General features: G+C 66.2%; 13 protein-coding genes. 4 read left to right on the top strand and 9 right to left on the bottom strand.

All coding sequences use genetic code 11. The annotated features are described in order from the left end of the window. The first annotated feature begins 8 nt into the window (after nucleotides 1-8). On the top strand, nucleotides 9-2,141 hold the full coding sequence (locus HAV18_RS20955) for a hypothetical protein (protein ID WP_166959245.1): 2,133 nt from the start codon (nucleotides 9-11) through the stop codon (nucleotides 2,139-2,141). A gap of 141 nt (nucleotides 2,142-2,282) precedes the next feature. Here HAV18_RS20955 and HAV18_RS20950 read toward each other — a convergent pair whose 3' ends face one another. Together HAV18_RS20950 and HAV18_RS20945 are read right to left on the bottom strand one after the other, a co-directional pair. Further along, a complete protein-coding gene (locus HAV18_RS20950; protein WP_166959773.1) occupies nucleotides 2,283-4,220 on the bottom strand; it encodes a collagenase in 1,938 nt (645 codons plus the stop codon). A 111-nt stretch (nucleotides 4,221-4,331) separates the two neighbouring features. Beyond that, nucleotides 4,332-4,559, bottom strand: a complete 228-nt coding sequence (locus HAV18_RS20945) for a hypothetical protein (protein WP_208102052.1) — start codon at nucleotides 4,557-4,559, stop codon at nucleotides 4,332-4,334. 44 nt (nucleotides 4,560-4,603) lie between these two features. On the opposite strand from HAV18_RS20945, the gene HAV18_RS20940 reads away from it, so the two are divergent. Next, on the top strand, nucleotides 4,604-4,879 hold the full coding sequence (locus tag HAV18_RS20940; protein ID WP_166959243.1) for a hypothetical protein: 276 nt from the start codon (nucleotides 4,604-4,606) through the stop codon (nucleotides 4,877-4,879). Nucleotides 4,880-5,064: 185 nt separating this feature from the next. On the opposite strand, the gene HAV18_RS20935 is transcribed toward HAV18_RS20940, so the two are convergent. The 4 genes from HAV18_RS20935 to HAV18_RS20920 all read right to left on the bottom strand — a co-directional run bounded on the left by HAV18_RS20935 (nucleotide 5,065) and on the right by HAV18_RS20920 (nucleotide 10,699). After that, the gene (locus HAV18_RS20935; protein WP_166959241.1) at nucleotides 5,065-5,919 is read right to left on the bottom strand and encodes a 3-hydroxybutyryl-CoA dehydrogenase; all 855 of its coding nucleotides are present in this window, start codon (nucleotides 5,917-5,919) and stop codon (nucleotides 5,065-5,067) included. Nucleotides 5,920-5,956: 37 nt separating this feature from the next. Then, entirely contained in the window at nucleotides 5,957-7,150 is a 1,194-nt protein-coding gene (gene bktB, locus HAV18_RS20930) for a beta-ketothiolase BktB (RefSeq protein ID WP_166959239.1), read from the bottom strand. 48 nt (nucleotides 7,151-7,198) lie between these two features. Then, nucleotides 7,199-8,827 carry an electron transfer flavoprotein-ubiquinone oxidoreductase gene (locus tag HAV18_RS20925; RefSeq protein ID WP_407062437.1) on the bottom strand — a complete coding sequence of 543 codons (1,629 nt, stop codon included), beginning with the start codon at nucleotides 8,825-8,827 and terminating at the stop codon, nucleotides 7,199-7,201. An 81-nt stretch (nucleotides 8,828-8,908) separates the two neighbouring features. Next, the gene (locus tag HAV18_RS20920) at nucleotides 8,909-10,699 is read right to left on the bottom strand and encodes an acyl-CoA dehydrogenase (protein ID WP_166959235.1); all 1,791 of its coding nucleotides are present in this window, start codon (nucleotides 10,697-10,699) and stop codon (nucleotides 8,909-8,911) included. Nucleotides 10,700-11,489: 790 nt separating this feature from the next. Here HAV18_RS20920 and HAV18_RS20915 point away from each other — a divergent pair. Further along, nucleotides 11,490-11,777 carry a hypothetical protein gene (locus HAV18_RS20915; RefSeq protein ID WP_166959233.1) on the top strand — a complete coding sequence of 96 codons (288 nt, stop codon included), beginning with the start codon at nucleotides 11,490-11,492 and terminating at the stop codon, nucleotides 11,775-11,777. 236 nt (nucleotides 11,778-12,013) lie between these two features. Here HAV18_RS20915 and HAV18_RS20910 read toward each other — a convergent pair whose 3' ends face one another. Both HAV18_RS20910 and HAV18_RS20905 read right to left on the bottom strand, forming a co-directional pair. Next, nucleotides 12,014-13,012, bottom strand: coding sequence for a S9 family peptidase (locus tag HAV18_RS20910; RefSeq protein ID WP_166959231.1), 999 nt, complete (start codon nucleotides 13,010-13,012; stop codon nucleotides 12,014-12,016). Nucleotides 13,013-13,259: 247 nt separating this feature from the next. Continuing rightward, a complete protein-coding gene (locus tag HAV18_RS20905; RefSeq protein ID WP_243771742.1) occupies nucleotides 13,260-15,509 on the bottom strand; it encodes a TonB-dependent siderophore receptor in 2,250 nt (749 codons plus the stop codon). Nucleotides 15,510-15,811: 302 nt separating this feature from the next. Here HAV18_RS20905 and HAV18_RS20900 point away from each other — a divergent pair, with 302 nt between their 5' ends. Then, nucleotides 15,812-16,519, top strand: coding sequence for a FadR/GntR family transcriptional regulator (locus tag HAV18_RS20900; RefSeq protein WP_166959229.1), 708 nt, complete (start codon nucleotides 15,812-15,814; stop codon nucleotides 16,517-16,519). Between the two features lie 13 nt (nucleotides 16,520-16,532). Here the strand turns inward: HAV18_RS20900 and HAV18_RS20895 are convergent, their stop codons facing one another. Further along, entirely contained in the window at nucleotides 16,533-17,555 is a 1,023-nt protein-coding gene (locus HAV18_RS20895) for a methyltransferase (protein WP_166959227.1), read from the bottom strand. Nucleotides 17,556-17,612: the final 57 nt, after the last annotated feature.

Genomic DNA, 17,612 nt, shown 5'->3' with positions numbered 1-17,612 from the left:
CGCCCAACATGCATGCCCGATTCGACCTTGGTGATTCCACCACCGCACTGGCCCGGCAGCTCGAACACTATCTCGACGCCTATCCCGACGAAACGCGCACGTTGCTCGGCCTGCCGGCCGGCACCGCGATCGGCGTCGAGGTGCTCGACATGGCGCTGCCGGTCAAGCTCGAACGACACACCCATGCGGCCACGCTGCGCATCGGCCGGCACGACGCACAGCGCGTGATGGCCTATACGCGCAGTTGCAACTGGGCGAACGGCATCGTGCTGGTGCCGACGCTGGCGCGCCTGGTGTTTGCCGGCGCATTCCACGGCCTGCGGGCCGGCGCGCCGCGCGCGATGCGCGCGTTCGCGGAGTCCCGCCAGCCCGACCCGACCCGTAACCTGGGGATTCTGTGGGGCGCCTTCAACCTGCTGAGCCTCGCCGGCTGGCTGACCCTCGATCGCGGCGACGAAGACGCCGACTATGCGCTCACCCCGGCCGGTGAATATGTCGTCGCGTGCGTCGAGCACGCCCGGCCGCTGTTCGAACAACTGGCGAATGCAACCTCGGTGCTCCAGCATCTGCACGCGCTGTTGCATCGAACACGCGTAGCGGCCGAAGACAGCCTGCTGTATGCGCGGCTCGCGCGGACCTGCGTGGCGGGTTGGCCGGAGCTTGCGCCCCCGGCCACCGACCTGGAACGCCAGGCGAATGGACAGCTGCGCACGGCGATGGACGGCCTGCTGCTGGGCCCGACCTGGGTCGCGCTCGATATGCCGGTGTTCGACAGGCAGCCGGGCGGCCAGTACGCGCAGTCCGCTCCCGGCATCCTCGGCAAGCTCGACGAGCAGCCCGGCGGGGTCGCGTTGCGCGCCTGGGCACAAGCCGATCCTGTCGTCCTGGACGCGGCATGGGCGCTGATGGGCAAGTTCGGCATGGCGGAAATCGATCGCGAGAAAGTGCGCCTAACCGAGTCGGGCCGGATTCACCGGCCGATCGCCGCCCCTTACGCGGGGCTGCCCGCGTCGTATCTGCGTTCGTATGCGCTGCTCGACGATCTCCTGTTCGGCAACCCAGATCCGCTCGATATCGACAGCGACGGCCACATCGATCGGGTGATGAACGTATATGCGTCGAGCGGCGCCGGGTCCGGGCCGGCGTCGCAGGAAATCACGACGAAAATCCTGCGCGCGCTGTTCGACGACACGCCGCTGGATCGCCAGCCGGCCGGCATCGCCGACATGGGCTGCGGCGACGGCAGCGCGGTGAAGCGCCTCGCGGAATACGTCATCACGTCGACACGGCGCGGCCGGCACCTCGCGGACTATCCGCTGCTCGTGATCGGCGCGGACTACAACGAATCCGCGCGCGGCCGCGCCGCCGCCACGCTATCCGCGCTGAAGGACATCCCCGGCGTGCAGGTACGCGTGATCGCCGCCGACATCTCCCAGCCCGACCGCTACGACGAAGCCGTGGCCGAAAGCGGCCTGACCGTCGGGCAGCCAGACGGCAGCGTGCGCCCGGTGCGGCTGAGCGACCTGCTGCACACCTTCATGTTCCTGGTCCACAACCGCCGGTTGAGCATCCGGCGCAAGGACGCCGCCGAAGCGATCCTCGAGCGCCATCTCCGCACCGTCGACCGGGCACGCCTGCACGCGGTTGTCGATCAGCACTATGCGGGTGTCCTGACGGTATCGAATCAGGCCGAGTTGCCGATTACGCTCGACCAGATCAAGCGCGCGTTCAAGGTGGCGTACAGCGACGCGGAAGGCCTGGTTCCCGGTTACGTGGCGGCTGCGGACCTGATCGATTTCCTGACCCGCTGGAAGCGCCACGCCAAGCATGGCTTTCTCATCGTGGAAGGACATAGCCCGTGGGCGGAGAACCTGTGCGCGCGTGCGCCGGGCGGGCCGGACACGTGGTTGCGCACCGAGCAGCTTCCGTCGGTGTTCAACTGGGGCATGCATTTCGTGTCGCGTCAGTTCATGGCGCCGTTCAACGAATTCACGCTCGCGTTGACCCTGGCCGGCCTGCGCCCCGACAGCCCGATTTACGGGCGGATTCATCCGGAGGGGTTCCCGGCGCCGGATCTGCTGAGCGACTATCGTTTCTTCAGCATCGCGAACTATGTAGCCGATACCGGCATGGATCGCTAGCGCGGTGGCGGCGCGTCATGCCGACGCGCCGCGGCCCTCGAACGCCCGTTCGAGGGCCGCTTCCTGCTCCCTGCCCTGGTGGGCTGGGCGCCACGGCGGCCGGTGGCCGGCGTCCGGTCACGCGGCGCCGGCCCGTGCCGGTCAGCGCTTCGCCGGCACCGGCGGCTCGCCCGCCGTCGTCGCGTTGCGCGCCCAGTCGGCGAACTCGGTGTCGTAGCGATTGCCGATGTACGCGACATAGTTTGCGTAGCCGTCGTAGTCGCCCACCCGGAAGCGCGACACGATCGTGTCGACGTCCGCGCGATGGCGCTCGAACATGAAGCGCGTCGCCATATAGCCCCACCGGTACGCGCGGGTGACGTAGTCACTCGACGCGTAACGCGTGCCGAGCACGTCCGAGAACCGGTACGCGCCCGCGCGCGCCGCGTCGATCGACTCCTGGTTGTCGTTCTTTCTCGACAGATACTCGGCAACGCCTTCGATCCACCACACGGTCGGCTTCGCCGTGCTCACCGAGAAGTCGCCCGCCATGTCGTAGCGGCCGTCGAGGTAGTGCGTGAACTCGTGCTCGAGGTTCCACACCTTGAACTCGGGCCGCAGCCACGATGCCTCGTGCGCGATGAAGCGCGCCTGGTTGCCGGGCGCGGACGGATCGCCCTCGAGATACATGCCGCCGTTGTCGGTGCTGATGCCGTAGATCACCGACGCGTATTTTCGATAGTTCGCGTAGTCATCGAAAATGACGAGTTCGATCGTATCGTTGCGATCGCCCGCGACCGGCTTGCGCCCGGTCTTCATCATCCGGTGGAAGTAGTCGTCCTGCCGCGCGACCGCCGTGCAGACCGACTGCAGCTGCGGCATCGTCATGTCCTGCGCGAGAATGCGCACGCCCGCGTTGCAAGCGTAGCGATTCGAGAGCACCGTGTCGGCCAGCCACTTCTTGTAGTCGCAGGTGCCGTAATCCGCGCAGTTGCCCGAATCGCCGTAGTCGACCGCTTCCGCCGCCGCGAGCCAGAGATCGCTGTCCGCGCCCGTCATGCTCGTCGACGCGAGCATGTCCTGGATCATTTTCTTCACGCGCGGCTTCTGCGTCGGATAGCGGAGGAAGCGAAACGTTTCGCGCGCTGCGTCGGCCAGCTGATAGGCGGCGCTCGTGTTCGACAGGCTCGCGCGGTTCGCGGTGACGAAGCGGTTGAGCGTCTCCGGGAGCGTTGCGTCGCTGTCGAGCATCGGCTGCGCGCCGCTGCGCTGGTGCGCGTAGAAGAACACCGTGAGCAAGCCGGTGAAGCCGCCCGCCGCACTGCGCTGCAACAGCGGCGCCGCCGCCTGCGGATTCGCCGCGCTCACGGTGTACGACGCGATGCGGTTCTTCAGCGTCGGCAGGTAGTACGCTTCGTCCCGCATGTTCGTGACGAGCTTCATCAGCTCGTTCGCGGTGCTCGGCGCACGCGAATTGTCGCGATAGAGCGCATCGCCCTCCAGGCTTTGCTTGATATACGGGCGCAGCGACACGGCGAGATCCGGAATCGGGTTCGCAATGCCCGATACATCATATTGGTAATAAGCGGCACGCAGGTAAATCAGCAAATTGACCAGAATCAAATTGCTCGCATCGTATTTATAGATTTCCTGCACGAAACGACCCGCGACGGCGTGCACGTTTTCGGCATTGAAGATCTGTGTGGCCTGCGCTTTATCGACCGAGAACAGGCCGTAATGGCATTCGTAATCGGGAAGATTCGCGATGTAATCGGCGAGTGCCGCGCCGCGATACTGGATCATTACCGACATGTCACGGCAATCGGCGCCCGACGTGCTGCGCTTGTTGCGCGTGGCCGGCTGCTTGAGCGGCGAAGGCTTGGTCAGTGCCGCACGATCCTGCTCGCTGAGCGGCAGGTTGTACTGCGCCTGCTCGGGCGACACGGGCAGATTCTGCGGCACGCGAGGCATGCGCGCCTGCCTGGGTTGCGTCTGCTGCGCCGGCTCGGTATTGGCCGACGCGGCGCCGGCCAGTCCGGCGAATACCGACCACGCGACGATGGCCGACCAGCGGCGGCTTTTTTGAAGCACCTCGTTTATTGCCACTTTATTTTCTCTCGATTGTTTTTGGGCAACCAAGATATAACATTACATATTGAAACGTCAATTTAATCGATATGAAAGATATCCTCGTTAATTAGCTTAACTATTTTATGATTTAAATCGATTAGAGAAACAATTCAGCCGGCCGACACGGCACGCCTGCATCCGGTCGAGCGACAAAGCGCATGCCCCACTGCCCGGCGGACAGTATTCGGCGAGCCGTTTCCGTGCGCTGTCGTAGTCCTTCCGCTGGTCAGGCGTCGGGTTCTCGATCCCCTCGCGTTCATACGCCTGCGTCAGCCCGAAATACGCCCAGCCGTTGCGTTTGAAATTCATGTACAGGTTGCGTCGGGTCGTCGCCGCCGATCGACGCGCGGAGCGTGTCGATCGCGCTGTCGTATCGGCGCGCGGCAGGCGAGGGATACGGCGAACTACCTGAGCGTCCATTCGGGCGCCACCGCGATTCCCGAAACGGTGGTGTTCGATCCCGTCACGCCGGCCAATGTGATGAACACGATCCAGACCTGATCGGCGTGTGCGTCGGATCGGCACCGGGCGCCTCGATGGCGCCCGATGCCGCACTCATCGAATCCGCGATCAATCACGGTGCTTCCTCGCCCATTGAACTCGAAACGAGGAGAAAACAGTCAGGATAACGAACTCGATCCACGGCATCCTTTTGTCTCTTTTCATCGACAGTGGATCTGCTTGAGCCGGCATCGGAAAACGTGAGGCTCCTCCACCCGCTCCAAATGAAAAACGCGGGTGGTGAACCACACCGGATGAACTACACCATCCGGCACGACTCGCCACCCGCGTTGAAGACTTTCCGGTCCTCTGCTTACTTGCTGTAGTCGTACACCCCGCGCCCGGTCTTGCGCCCGAGCCTTCCAGCCGTCACCATCTCGCGCAGCAGCGGGCACGCACGATACTTCGGATCGCCGAAGTCCTTCACGAACACGTCCATCACCGCGAGGCAGACGTCGAGGCCGACGAGGTCGGCCAGCGCGAGCGGCCCGATCGGGTGGTTCGCGCCGAGCTTCATCCCCGCGTCGATCTCCTCGGCCGACGCGATGCCTTCAGCCAGCACGAAGAACGCCTCGTTGATCATCGGCACGAGAATCCGGTTCACGACGAAGCCCGGCGAATTGCGCACGCCGATCGGCGACTTGTCGAAACGCTCGGTCAGCTCGCGCACCGCCGACGCGGTCGCGTCGCTCGTCTGCAGCCCGCGGATGATCTCGACGAGCGGCATCAGCGGCACCGGGTTGAAGAAGTGCATGCCGACGAAACGCGCCGGATCGGCGAGCGGCGCCGCGAGCGCGGTGATCGAGATCGACGACGTGTTGGTCGCGATGATCGCGTCGGGCCGTGCGACGGCCTCGATCTGCTTCAGGATGCGCCCCTTCAGCTCGACGTTCTCGGTCGCGGCTTCGATCACGATATCGGCCGACGCGAGCTTCGCGTAGTCGGTCGACGTCGTGATGCGCGCCAGCGCCGCGTCGCGTGTGGCTGCGTCGAGCTTGTCCTTCGACACGAGCCGCTCGAGGCTGCCCTTCAGCGTCGCGATGCCTTTCTCGAGCGCGGCGTCGCTGACGTCGATCATCACGACATTGAGTCCCGCAACGGCGGCGGTCTGCGCAATGCCGTTGCCCATGGTTCCGGCGCCCACGACGCCGACAATTTCGATGGCCATGTAGTTCCTGTGTGTTCGGGTGCTGAGCGTTCGATTATCAGATGTTCTCGAAGATCGCCGCAATCCCCTGGCCGCCGCCGATACACATCGTCACGAGCGCGTAACGCCCGCCGATGCGCTTCAGTTCGTACAGCGCCTTGACCGTGATCAGCGCACCGGTCGCGCCGATCGGGTGACCGAGCGAGATGCCCGAACCGTTCGGGTTGACCTTCGCCGGATCGAGGCCGAGCTCCTGCGTGACCGCGCATGCCTGGGCGGCGAACGCCTCGTTCGCCTCGATCACGTCGAGATCGCTGATCTTCAGGCCCGCGCGTTCGAGCGCCTTCTGCGTGGCCGGCACGGGGCCGATGCCCATGTACGCCGGATCGACACCCGCGTGCGCGTACGCGACGAGCCGGGCGAGCGGCTTCACGCCCTGCGCGCGTGCGGCGTCCGCGCTCATCATCAGCACGGCCGCGGCCGCGTCGTTGATGCCCGATGCGTTGCCGGCCGTCACCGTGCCGTTCTCCTTCTTGAACACCGGGCGCAGCTTCGTGAAATCGTCCGCGCTCGCGTCCTGACGCACGTGCTCGTCGGTGTCGAACGCGACCTCGCCCTTCTTCGTGCGGATCGAGATCGGCAGGATCTGGTCCTTGAAGCGCCCTTCCGCGATCGCGCGCGCCGCGCGACGATGCGATTCGAGCGCCAGCGCGTCCTGCGCGTCGCGCGAGATGCCGTACTTCTCCGCGACGTTCTCGGCGGTCACGCCCATGTGGATCGTCTGGAACGGGTCATGCAGCGCGCCGAGCATCATGTCGACGAGCTTGCCGTCGCCCATGCGCTGGCCAAAGCGCGCGGCCGGCACCGTGTACGGCGCGCGGCTCATGTTTTCCGAGCCGCCGCCGATCGCGACGTCGGCGTCGCCGAGCATGATCGTCTGCGCGGCCGACACGATCGCCTGCAGGCCCGAACCGCACAGGCGGTTCACGGTCAGCGCGGGCGTGTGCTGCGCGACGCCGCCGTCGATTGCTGCGACGCGTGCGAGATACATATCCTTCGGCTCGGTGTTCACGACGTGGCCGAACACGACATGCCCGACCGCATCGCCCGGCACGTTCGCACGCGACAGCACTTCGCGCACGACCTTCGCGCCGAGGTCGGTCGGCGAGAAATCCTTCAGGCTGCCGCCGAAATCACCGATCGCGGTACGGACACCGCTCACCACCACGACTTCTTTCGCTGCATTGCTCATCGTCTCACTCCGGTTCGTTCGCGCCCGCAGGCGCGGGGATGCATTGCGTTACATGTTCGGGTAATTCGGCCCGCCGCCGCCTTCCGGCGTGACCCACACGATGTTCTGCGTCGGGTCCTTGATGTCGCAGGTCTTGCAGTGCACGCAGTTCTGCGCGTTGATCACCAGCCGATCGCTGCCGTCGTCGTTCTTCACGAATTCATACACGGCTGCCGGGCAGAAACGCCCCTCCGGCCCCGCGTACGTGTGCAGGTTCACGTTCACCGGCACGTTCGCATTCTTCAGCGTCAGGTGCGCCGGCTGGTTTTCTTCATGGTTCGTGTTCGAGATGAATACCGACGACAACCGGTCGAACGTCAGCTTGCCGTCCGGCTTCGGGTACTCGATCGGCTCGCACTGCGATGCCGGCTTCAGCATCTCGTGGTCCGCATGCTTGTGATGCAGCGTCCACGGCACGTTGCCGCCCATCACCTTCTGCTCGAGCCCGACCATCAGCGTGCCCAGGTACAGCCCCTTGGCCATCCACTGCTTGAAGTTGCGCGCACGGTACAGCTCCGTGTACAGCCACGACTGCTTGAAGGCGTCCGGGTACGCGTTGAGTTCGTCCGACTGGCGGCCGGCCTGCACCGCGTCGAACGCGGCGTCGGCCGCCAGCATGCCGGTCTTGATCGCCGCGTGGCTACCCTTGATCCGCGATGCGTTCAGGAAGCCCGCGTCGTCGCCGATCAGCGCGCCGCCCGGGAACACCGTCTTCGGCAGCGACAGCAGCCCGCCCGCCGTAATCGCACGCGCGCCGTATGACACGCGCTTGCCGCCTTCGAGGAATGCGCGGATCGACGGGTGCGTCTTGTAGCGCTGGAATTCCTCGAACGGCGACAGGTACGGGTTCGTGTAGCCGAGGCCCACCACGAAGCCGACCACGACCTGGTTGTTGTCCATGTGATACAGGAACGAGCCGCCGTAGGTATCGGACTTCAGCGGCCAGCCGGCCGTGTGGATCACGAGGCCCGGCTTGTGCTTCGCGGGATCGATTTCCCACAGCTCCTTGATGCCGATCCCGTAAGCTTGCGGCTCGGCGTTCGCGTCGAGCTTGAACTTCGAGATCAGCTGGCGACCGAGGTGGCCGCGGCAGCCTTCGGCGAACAGCGTGTACTTCGCGTGCAACTCCATGCCGAGCTGGAAGTTCTCGGTCGGCTCGCCGTCCTTGCCCACGCCCATGTTGCCGGTGGCGACGCCTTTGACCGAGCCGTCGTCGTTGTACAGGATCTCGGCGGCCGGGAAGCCGGGGAAGATCTCGACGCCCAGCGCCTCGGCCTGTGCCCCGAGCCAGCGCGTGACGTTGCCCAGCGAAATCACGTAGTTGCCGTGGTTCTGGAAGTTGGCGGGCAGCGCCCAGTTCGGCGTCGTGACCGCGCTTTTCTCGGACAGGAACAGGAAGCGGTCTTCCGTCACCTCGACGTCGAGCGGCGCGCCGCGTTCCTTCCAGTCGGGGAACAGTTCGTTGATCGCGCGCGGATCCATCACCGCGCCCGACAGGATATGTGCGCCGATCTCGGAACCCTTCTCGAGCACGCACACGCCGATCTCGGTGCCTTTCTCGGCGGCCAGCTGCTTGAGCCGGATCGCCGCCGACAGCCCGGCGGGGCCGCCGCCGACGATCACGACGTCGTATTCCATCGATTCGCGCGGGCCGTACTGCGCGAGCAAGTCCTGTGTGGTCAAAATCCTGTCTCCTCCTGCGTCCCGACCGTCAATCGGTCAGAACTGGTCTTCCGTCAACGCGAGCACGCCTGCGTTGCCCTTCGTGCCGACGATCGACGCTTCGAGCCCGCCTGCCTGCACCAGCACGTGCTCCGCATAGAGCTGCGCGATCGCGATCTTCGCATCGAAGAACGCCGGGTCGCTCGAGCGGTTCGCCTGCGCCGCCACCAGCGCGCGGCCCATCTGCCACCCGCACAGCACCACGCCCGCCAGCTTCAGGTACGGCACGCTGCCCGCGAACACCGCGTTCGGGTCCTGCTTCACGTTCGCCACCACGTAATCCAGCACCGACGACAGCGCCTTCGCACCCTTCTCCAGCTGCGCCTTCATCGACGCGGCCGCCGCGCCGTCCAGCTTGTCCAGCGCCGCGACCGTCTCGCCGATCTCCGCGATCAGCGCCTTCGCCACCGCGCCGCCGTCGCGCATCGTCTTGCGGCCCACCAGGTCGTTCGCCTGGATCGCCGTCGTGCCTTCGTAGATCGCCAGGATCCGTGCATCGCGGTAATACTGCGCCGCGCCCGTCTCCTCGATGAAGCCCATCCCGCCGTGCACCTGCACGCCCAGGCTCGCCACGTCGTTCACCATCTCCGTGCTCCAGCCCTTCACCACCGGCACCAGATACTCGTAGATTGCCTGATGACGGCCACGCGTCGCCTCGTCCGAATGGCGGTGGGCAATGTCGCTGTGCGCGGCGGCCACGTAGGCCAGCGCCCGCGCGCCTTCGGTCAGCGCGCGCATCGTGCCGAGCATGCGGCGCACGTCCGGGTGATGGATGATCGTCACCGACTGCTTGGCCGACCCGTCCACCGGGCGGCTCTGCACACGTTCCTTCGCGAACTCCGCGGCCTTCTGGTACGCGCGGTCGGCCACGCCGATCCCCTGCATCCCGACGCCGAAGCGCGCCGCGTTCATCATGATGAACATGTATTCGAGGCCGCGGTTCTCCTCGCCGATCAGGTAGCCGATCGCGCCGCCGTTGTCGCCATATTGCAGCACCGCCGTCGGGCTCGCCTTGATCCCGAGCTTGTGCTCGATCGACACGCAGTGTACGTCGTTGCGCGCGCCCAGCGAGCCGTCGTCGTTGACCATGAACTTCGGCACGATGAACAGCGAGATGCCCTTCACGCCTTCCGGCGCATTCGGCGTGCGCGCCAGCACCAGGTGGACGATGTTGTCCGCCATGTCGTGCTCGCCCCACGTGATGAAGATCTTCGTGCCGAACACCTTGTACGTGCCGTCGCCCTGCGGCTCGGCGCGCGAGCGCACCAGCGCGAGGTCGGAGCCCGCCTGCGGCTCGGTCAGGTTCATCGTGCCGGTCCATTCGCCCGAGATCAGCTTCGGCACGTAGCGCTGCTTCTGCTCGTCGGTGCCGGCCGTCAGCAGCGCCTCGATCGCGCCGTCGGTCAGCAGCGGACACAGCGCGAACGACAGGTTCGCCGCGTTCAGCATCTCGATGCACGGCGTCGCGATCAGCTTCGGCAGCCCCTGGCCATCGTATTCGGACGGGTGCTGCAGCCCCTGCCAGCCGCCTTCGACGAACTGGCGGAACGCTTCGCCGAAGCCCGGCGTCGCGGTCACGACACCGTCCTTCCAGCTGCTCGGATTGCGGTCGCCTTCGACGTTCAGCGGCGCCAGCACCTCGCCGCAGAATTTCGCGGATTCGTCGAGCACGGCCTGCGCCGTGTCGTAACCGGCATCCTCGAAACCGGGCAACTGCGCGACGGCGTCGATGCCGGCCAGTTCCTTCAGCACGAACAGCATGTCCTTGACGGGGGCGTTATAGCTCATGGTCGATGTTCCAATCAGGCGGTGAATGAGGCGCGCTACGGGGCCGATACGGCAAAACCGGCCAGCTCCGGGCGGCGAGGTGACCCATCCTAATGCCGGGCGAGCCGGTTTCCATTGTCATATTCGGCCCACCTGGTGACAAAACCGGCCACGGGATGTGGGGGCGGGGGCGGAAGCTGACGGCTGGATGCGGGTTTGGCTGGAGTCGGGTTTGGGCGGGAGCGGCGAGCAAGCGACTGGGCGGCCGGTGTGATCCGGTGGGCGGATTCGGATTCGGGTGGCGGGTGGCGAGCGACTGGTGGCGAGCGACTGGCGGCGGGCGGCGGGCGGCGGGCGGCGGGCGACTGGCGACTGGCGGTGGGCGGTGGGCGGTGGGCGGCTGGTGGCTGGTGGCTGGTGGCTGGTGGCTGGTGGCTGGTGGCTGGTGGCTGGTGGCTGGTGGCTGGTGGCTGGCGGCTGGTGGCTGGCGGTGAGCGGTAAGCCGTGGGCGGTGAGTACCGTTCGCTGTCGGACGATTCCGCCGCGAAACGGGATACGGCGTTCCCGGTAACGGTCGTACCGTGCTCGGATCGGTCCAGGATTCCTAAAGCGGATCAACCGTAATCGAGTGTAATTGATCGTTCAGCACGCCCAGCCTACTTTCATGCGTGGGCAAGCCGCTTCGCGCATGACTCGCCCCGAGCCGTCACGAAGATCGGGATGAACGTTGTCGATGCCGAAATCGCGCAGGACGGATTCCGGCCATACCACCCGGGTTTTCGGTTTATCAACTCACATCAGGAGAAGGATTATGTCGAACGTGAAACTCGGCGAAATTCGCCGGTTTGCGGAAACTGCGAACGATTGGAAACGCGTGGAGGTCGAGTCCATCCAGGTGGGCTATTGGGAGAGCTCGAGCAGCTTTCCTTTCATGCTCAATAACGAGGGCGGAAATTCGTTCGAAGTCGACGCCTCGAACACGGCCTTGCTGATCCAGATCGGGAACGCGCTTACGGCACTTGGCCAGAAGCGGAAGGTCGTGGCCTATCTGGGAGACCTCAGCCACGGCGGCACCCTCAAAGTGATCTATACCGATTGATTCGCGATTGGGGCCGCCGCGTTGCTTGCGCCAGAACCTCGCGCAAGCGACGCGGCAGCCTCACGACTGCCTGTTCGCATCAAGATTATTTCGAATTCCAAACTACTCCCCCACTCATCGGGATGCTGGATCGAAGCGGTCTCGTCCGATGCATGAGATGGACGACTCCCCCTTTACGGTCGTCAACGGCCATTTCAAAAACCCTTGGCCCGATTCGATCTGTTCACCCAACCCACCTACTTCATCGCAACAAGCGGCCCGACAAACTGCTCGAAATGCGGCAGCCAGATCGGAATCGCCTCCTTGACCGCGAACATCCCGTGGCCGTTCTTGCCGAACGGCGGCTCGACGATCATTTCGCCGTGCCCGCCGGCCGCCTGAAACGCGGCAAACCACGTCGCCACGACTTCCGGCGCGAAATACTTGTCGTTCTGCACGTAATGCCAAAGCACCGGCACGCGCGTCGTGCCCGCGAAATGCCCGATCGTGGCGGCCATCTGCTGCGGATCGCACGGCATGCCGGGATGCGTCGTGGGATTCCCGCCGCGCCCGCCCGAGAAGTTCACCACCGCGACCACGCCCGGCGGCGCGTAGCTTGCCGCCGCCAGCGACGCGAAGCCGCCCGCCGATTGCCCGACCAGCACGATGCGGCTTCGATCCACCTGCGGCAACGTCTGCGCATACCGCACGGCCGCGAGCACATCGCGGGCGGCCTGCTGGCCGGCAGTGAGGTAATCGGGATGCCGGCACGAACCCGCATCCTCTTCGTCGACACCGCCCGTCGCACCGTACCCGCGGCGGATCGGAACGATGACCGCGAAACCGTGCTGCACGAACGTCCGGATCTGCGGCAACGCGCGGTAGCGGCCCACCTTCGGCCGTGCGCGCGGATCGGGCGGGCTGCCATGGCTCAGCACGATCAGCGGAAAGGGCCCAGGGCCGTCCGGCATATAGGTGGTGGCGACGATGTCGCGTGTGCGCCCCCCTTCGTCGACCGGGATCTTGACGACGGTTTCATGCAGTTCGGGGGCAATGGCAGTGTCTTCGACTGCCGTCGCCGCGCAACCGGCGACGGAAGCGATCAACGCACCCGGGATAAGCACCCGGCACAGTTGGATAACGATCCGGTTTCGACGAACGACGATGCTCATGGGCGATCTCTCCACGAATCCAGGGATGACGGGCGAGGCTGTGGCGATGCGTGCTGCGAAGGCGACAGTGTATCCGGGCGGCATCGCGGCCGGGCCAGCGCATGCGCACTGGCCGTACAGGCCGTACAGGCCGCACTGGTCGCACTGGCCGCACTAGCCGCACTGGTCGCACTGGTCGCACACGCCGCACTGGTCGCACACGCCGCACTGGTCGCACACGCCGCACTGGCCGCACTGGCCGCACACGCCGCACCGACTGCACCGACTGCACCGACTGCACCGACTGCACCGACTGCACCGACTGCACCGGCATCATGATCGTCCCCCTCCCTCACCACCGGTAACTGACATCCCCCGTCACCGTCAGCCGCGTGCCGTAGAAACACCCTCCCGCCGAAAAACACGACGAGACATAAGTCCGGTCGAACAGGTTGTTCACGTGCGCCGCGACGCGCCACCCCTTCCACGCGGGCCGTTCGACACCCAGGTCATACGACAGCCCGAGATCGAAGAGCACGACCGCCGGCACATCGAACGTATTGACGTTGTCGCCCGCGCTGCGCCCGACGTAGCGCACGCCGCCGCCCACCCTCAGCCCGCGCAGCCCGGGCCGCTCGACCGCATAGTCCAGCCACAGCGACGCAAGATGTCGCGGCACTGCCGCCACGCGCTTGCCGACGACGGTCGGATCCGTATCGGCCTGCACCGTCGTGTCGAGATACGTGTACGCGGCGATCACGTCCAGTTGCTTCCAGACGCGCGCACGCCCTTCCAGCTCGATCCCGCGCGAGCGCACCTCGCCCGTCTGCACGCTGAAGAACGGATGCTCGGGATCGGCGGTCAGCACGTTGCGCTGTCGAATGTCGAACGCGGCGATCGACGCGTTTTGCAACCGGTCCGGCGACTGGTAGCGCAGCCCGAACTCGAACTGCTTCGCCTTCGTCGGCGTGAACGGCTGGCCGTCGAAGCGCGTGCCGAGCGCCGGCTCGAACGACGTCGAATAGCTCAGGTATGGCGCGAAGCCGCTGTCGAACAGATAGACCGCCCCCGCCCGCCCGGTGAACGCACGCGTGCTCTGCCGCACGCTCGCGGATCGCAGCAGGTCGTCGGTCGTCGTGCGCGACCATTCCTCGCGCCCGCCGAGCGTGAAGACCCAGCGATCCCAGCGCACCTGGTCCTGCAGGTAGACGCCGATCCGGTCGGGGGTCTGGCGCGTCTGCTGCGCAATCGGCGGCGCCGTGAATGGCTGCCCGTAATCGGGCGCACGCGTGTCGAGCGGCGGCGCCGCACCGAAGCCCGACCCGACGAGGTTCGCCACCGCATGCTCGTACGACAGCCCGGCCAGCACCGTATGCTCGACGGGCCCCGTCATCACGCGCATCTCCGCCTGGTTGTCGAGCGCGAGATGGTTCACGTGCTCGCGCGACCACGACAGCGAACGGTTCAGCACGCCCGGCGCCACGTAGGGCGCGACGAAGTTGACGGCCGCGCCCGCGAAGTCGACATCGAGATGCGTATAGCGCACGTTCTGCCGGACTTTCCACGTCGAATCGAAACGATGCTCGAACGCGTAGCCGATCATCGCCTGCGTGCGGTCGTACGTGTCGAAACCGGGCAGCCCCGGAAAGAAGTGCGTCGGAATCCGCCGGCCCGCGTCCGGCCACAGCGTGCCGAGGGCCGGCAGCCAGCCCGCGAAGTTGTTGTGCGGATCGCGCTGGAACGAACCCAGCAGCGTGAAACTCGTATTGGCGTTCGGCTGCCACGTCAGCGACGGCGCGACGACGATCCGCTGCTGCCGCGAATAATCGATCTGCTCGTCCGCGCGGCGCGCGAGGCCGTCGATCCGGTAGCGCCACGTGCCGTCCTGCGTCACGGGCCCGCTGAAATCGAACGCCAGCTGCGCGCGATCGCGGTTGCCGGTCTGCACGGCGAGCAGGTGCTGCGCGTCGCGCGTCGGCCGCTTGCTGACCATGTCGACGATGCCGCCGGGGCTCGCCTGCCCGTACAGCACCGACGCCGGGCCGCGCAACACGTCGATACGTTCGAGCGTCCACGGATCGACGACGCTCGCGGCCCAGTTCACGCCTTTCGGCAGCGGCAGGCCGTCGAGCATCTGCGGATTGATCGCCGCCGCCGCGAAGCCGCCGAAGCCGCGCAGGAACACGCTCTCGAGCACGCCGCCGGGGCGCGAGTCCGCGTACGCGCCCGGCGTGTAGCGCAGGCTGTCGCCGACGCTGTGCACGTCCTGCCGGTCCATCTGCTCGCGCGTGACGACCGACAGGCCCTGCGGCACCTCGACGATCGCCGTGTCGGTCTTGGTGCCCGCGCGCGACACGTCGGCCGCGATACCTTGCACGGGGCCGACGCCCGTCTCGCGCCGCCCGTCGACGACGATCGGCGCGAGCAGCGGCGCATCCGCGGGCTCGCCCGCCTCGGGCGCATCCTGCGCCGCAGCCGCCGCGGCGATCGGCATCGCGGCCGCACAGGTCAGTGCGGCCGCCCAGCCCGGCGCGCGCCGCAACGCCGCGCGCGGCAACGGAAATCCAGGCCGCGCACGGCGGCCGGTGTGTGATCGATTCATGTCGGGTTATCCGGAAAGCGGAAACGGACGTCGGCGAATACACCGCGCCCGCGAGTAGGGAGACGGGCCGCTCATGCAACGGCGACCTCGACTGAACAGCGAATGGGAATCATTTACGCCGACGCGTCGCGGGTAAATGCCGGTGGACGCAATCGACGAATGTGCGGCACGCATCGATCGGCCGCAGTTTTATTCGTCTGACATTAACAAAATGTCACGTTTGAATATCGTTATCCTGAACGACCAAATGAATGATCGGATGATAGGATAGTGACACCCTCTAGTTTCAAGCGACACACGTAATGTCAAGCCTGCCCCCGGCCACACGACACTCGCTCGTCGATTCGGCGATCGAGATCCTGAAATCCAATATCACTTCCGGCATCTGGCGCGTCGGTCAACGCATTCCGACCGAGCTCGATCTCGCGAAGCAGCTCGAGGTCGGACGCAACACGGTGCGCGAGGCGGTTCGCACACTCGCGTATTCCGGCGTGCTCGAAGTGCGCCAGGGCGACGGCACCTATGTGCGCCGCAACGTCGATCCGGCCGAAACGATGCGCAACGTCGATCGTGCCGCGCGCAGTGACCACCTCGAACTGCAGTGCATGCTCGAAACGGAATGCGCGCGCTACGCGGCGCGCCGGCGCACCGACGAGGATCTCGCGACGCTGCGCAAGCTGCTGAAGGCACGCGGCGAGCGCGAAGCGGCGCGCGACGTGAAGAAGTTCGTCGAGCGCGACCGCGCGTTTCACATCGCCGTGGCCGCGGCCTCGCACAATCACGCGCTCGAAGCGCTGTATCGCTACTTCTCGGGCTCGATCCTCGCGAACGTGGAAGACATCCTCGTCGAACTCGACGAGGCCGAGATTCCCGAGCCGGACATGCGAGCGCACCAGGCGGTGCTCGACGCGATCGAACAGCGCGACGAGAACAAGGCAGTGCGCGCGACGCTCGCGATCCTCAAGCCGCAAATGACCTGGCTCGAGACCCGCGAGACGCCCGCCGCCTGACGCGCCCGGTACGCTACGCCGCGACGGCCTCGATCACGTCGATCTGCCCGTCCGGCGCGGAGCGGATCCCCGCAGGTCGCCAGCCGGCGGCGGCGAGCAGCGCGTCGTATTCATCCCGCGTGCGCTCGCGGCCGCTGCCCCAGCACATCATGTGGATGTCGTAGAGCTTCGAGAAATGCGCGACGCCCGGCGCCGGCACGACCCGTTCGATCACGAACACGCGCGCGCCGTCCCGGGCGCTTTCGCGCGCCCGCTTGAGGATCGCCACACACTCGTCGTCGTTCCAGTCGTGCAGGATCAGCTTCAGCAGGTAGACATCGGCCGCCGGCACCGCGTCGAACATGTTGCCGCCCGCCTTGCTGCAGCGCGCGCTCACGCCCATCCGTTGCGCCCAGCCGTCCGCGTCGCCGTCGATCACCTCCGGCAGGTCGAACACGACGCCGGTCAGCGCGCCGAACCGCCGGAGCAGGCTGCACAGCATGTGCCCCTGGCCGCCGCCGATGTCGCACGCGTGCGTGCCCGGCGCGAACGCGACGTCGCGCAGCGCATCGACCACTTGCTCCGACTGCACGGTCGAGAAGCTCGACATCGCGCGCTTGAAATCGCTCCGGTAACGTTCGTGATCCTTCGCATAGTCGAACGCCATCGCGCCGAACTCGCGGACGAAGCCGTTCTGCTGCCCCTCGCGCACCATGTCGGGCAGGTGCGCCCAGATCGCGTAGTGCTCGGGGCCTTCCTGCAGCAGCACGAAATCGCGCAACGTACTCGGGGCGTCCGCATGCAGCAGCGCGCCCGACGCGGTGGCCCGGAAGCCGCGGTGCGTGTCCTCGTCGAGCAGGCCGAGCGACGCGAGCGCACGCAGCAGCCGGTACAGCAGCGGCTCGTCGACATCGAGCTTCGCCGCGAGCGCGGCCGACGATACCGGCACGTCCGTCGTGACCGCATCGAACACGCCGAGTCGCGTGCCCGCATACAGGATCCGGCTGCGCCACCGCCCGAACAGCGTATCCAGCACCTGTTTTGCCGCATTTTCCATAAAGCACTCCTGAACAGGGTTCGACCGCGCCGGCGCGTAACGCACCGGGCGATCGCA

It is taken from the genome of Burkholderia sp. D-99, from assembly GCF_011605345.1.
Taxonomy (GTDB): domain Bacteria; phylum Pseudomonadota; class Gammaproteobacteria; order Burkholderiales; family Burkholderiaceae; genus Burkholderia.
Note: the sequence above shows the minus strand (reverse complement) of the source record. Positions and strands in the feature narration are given on the sequence as shown.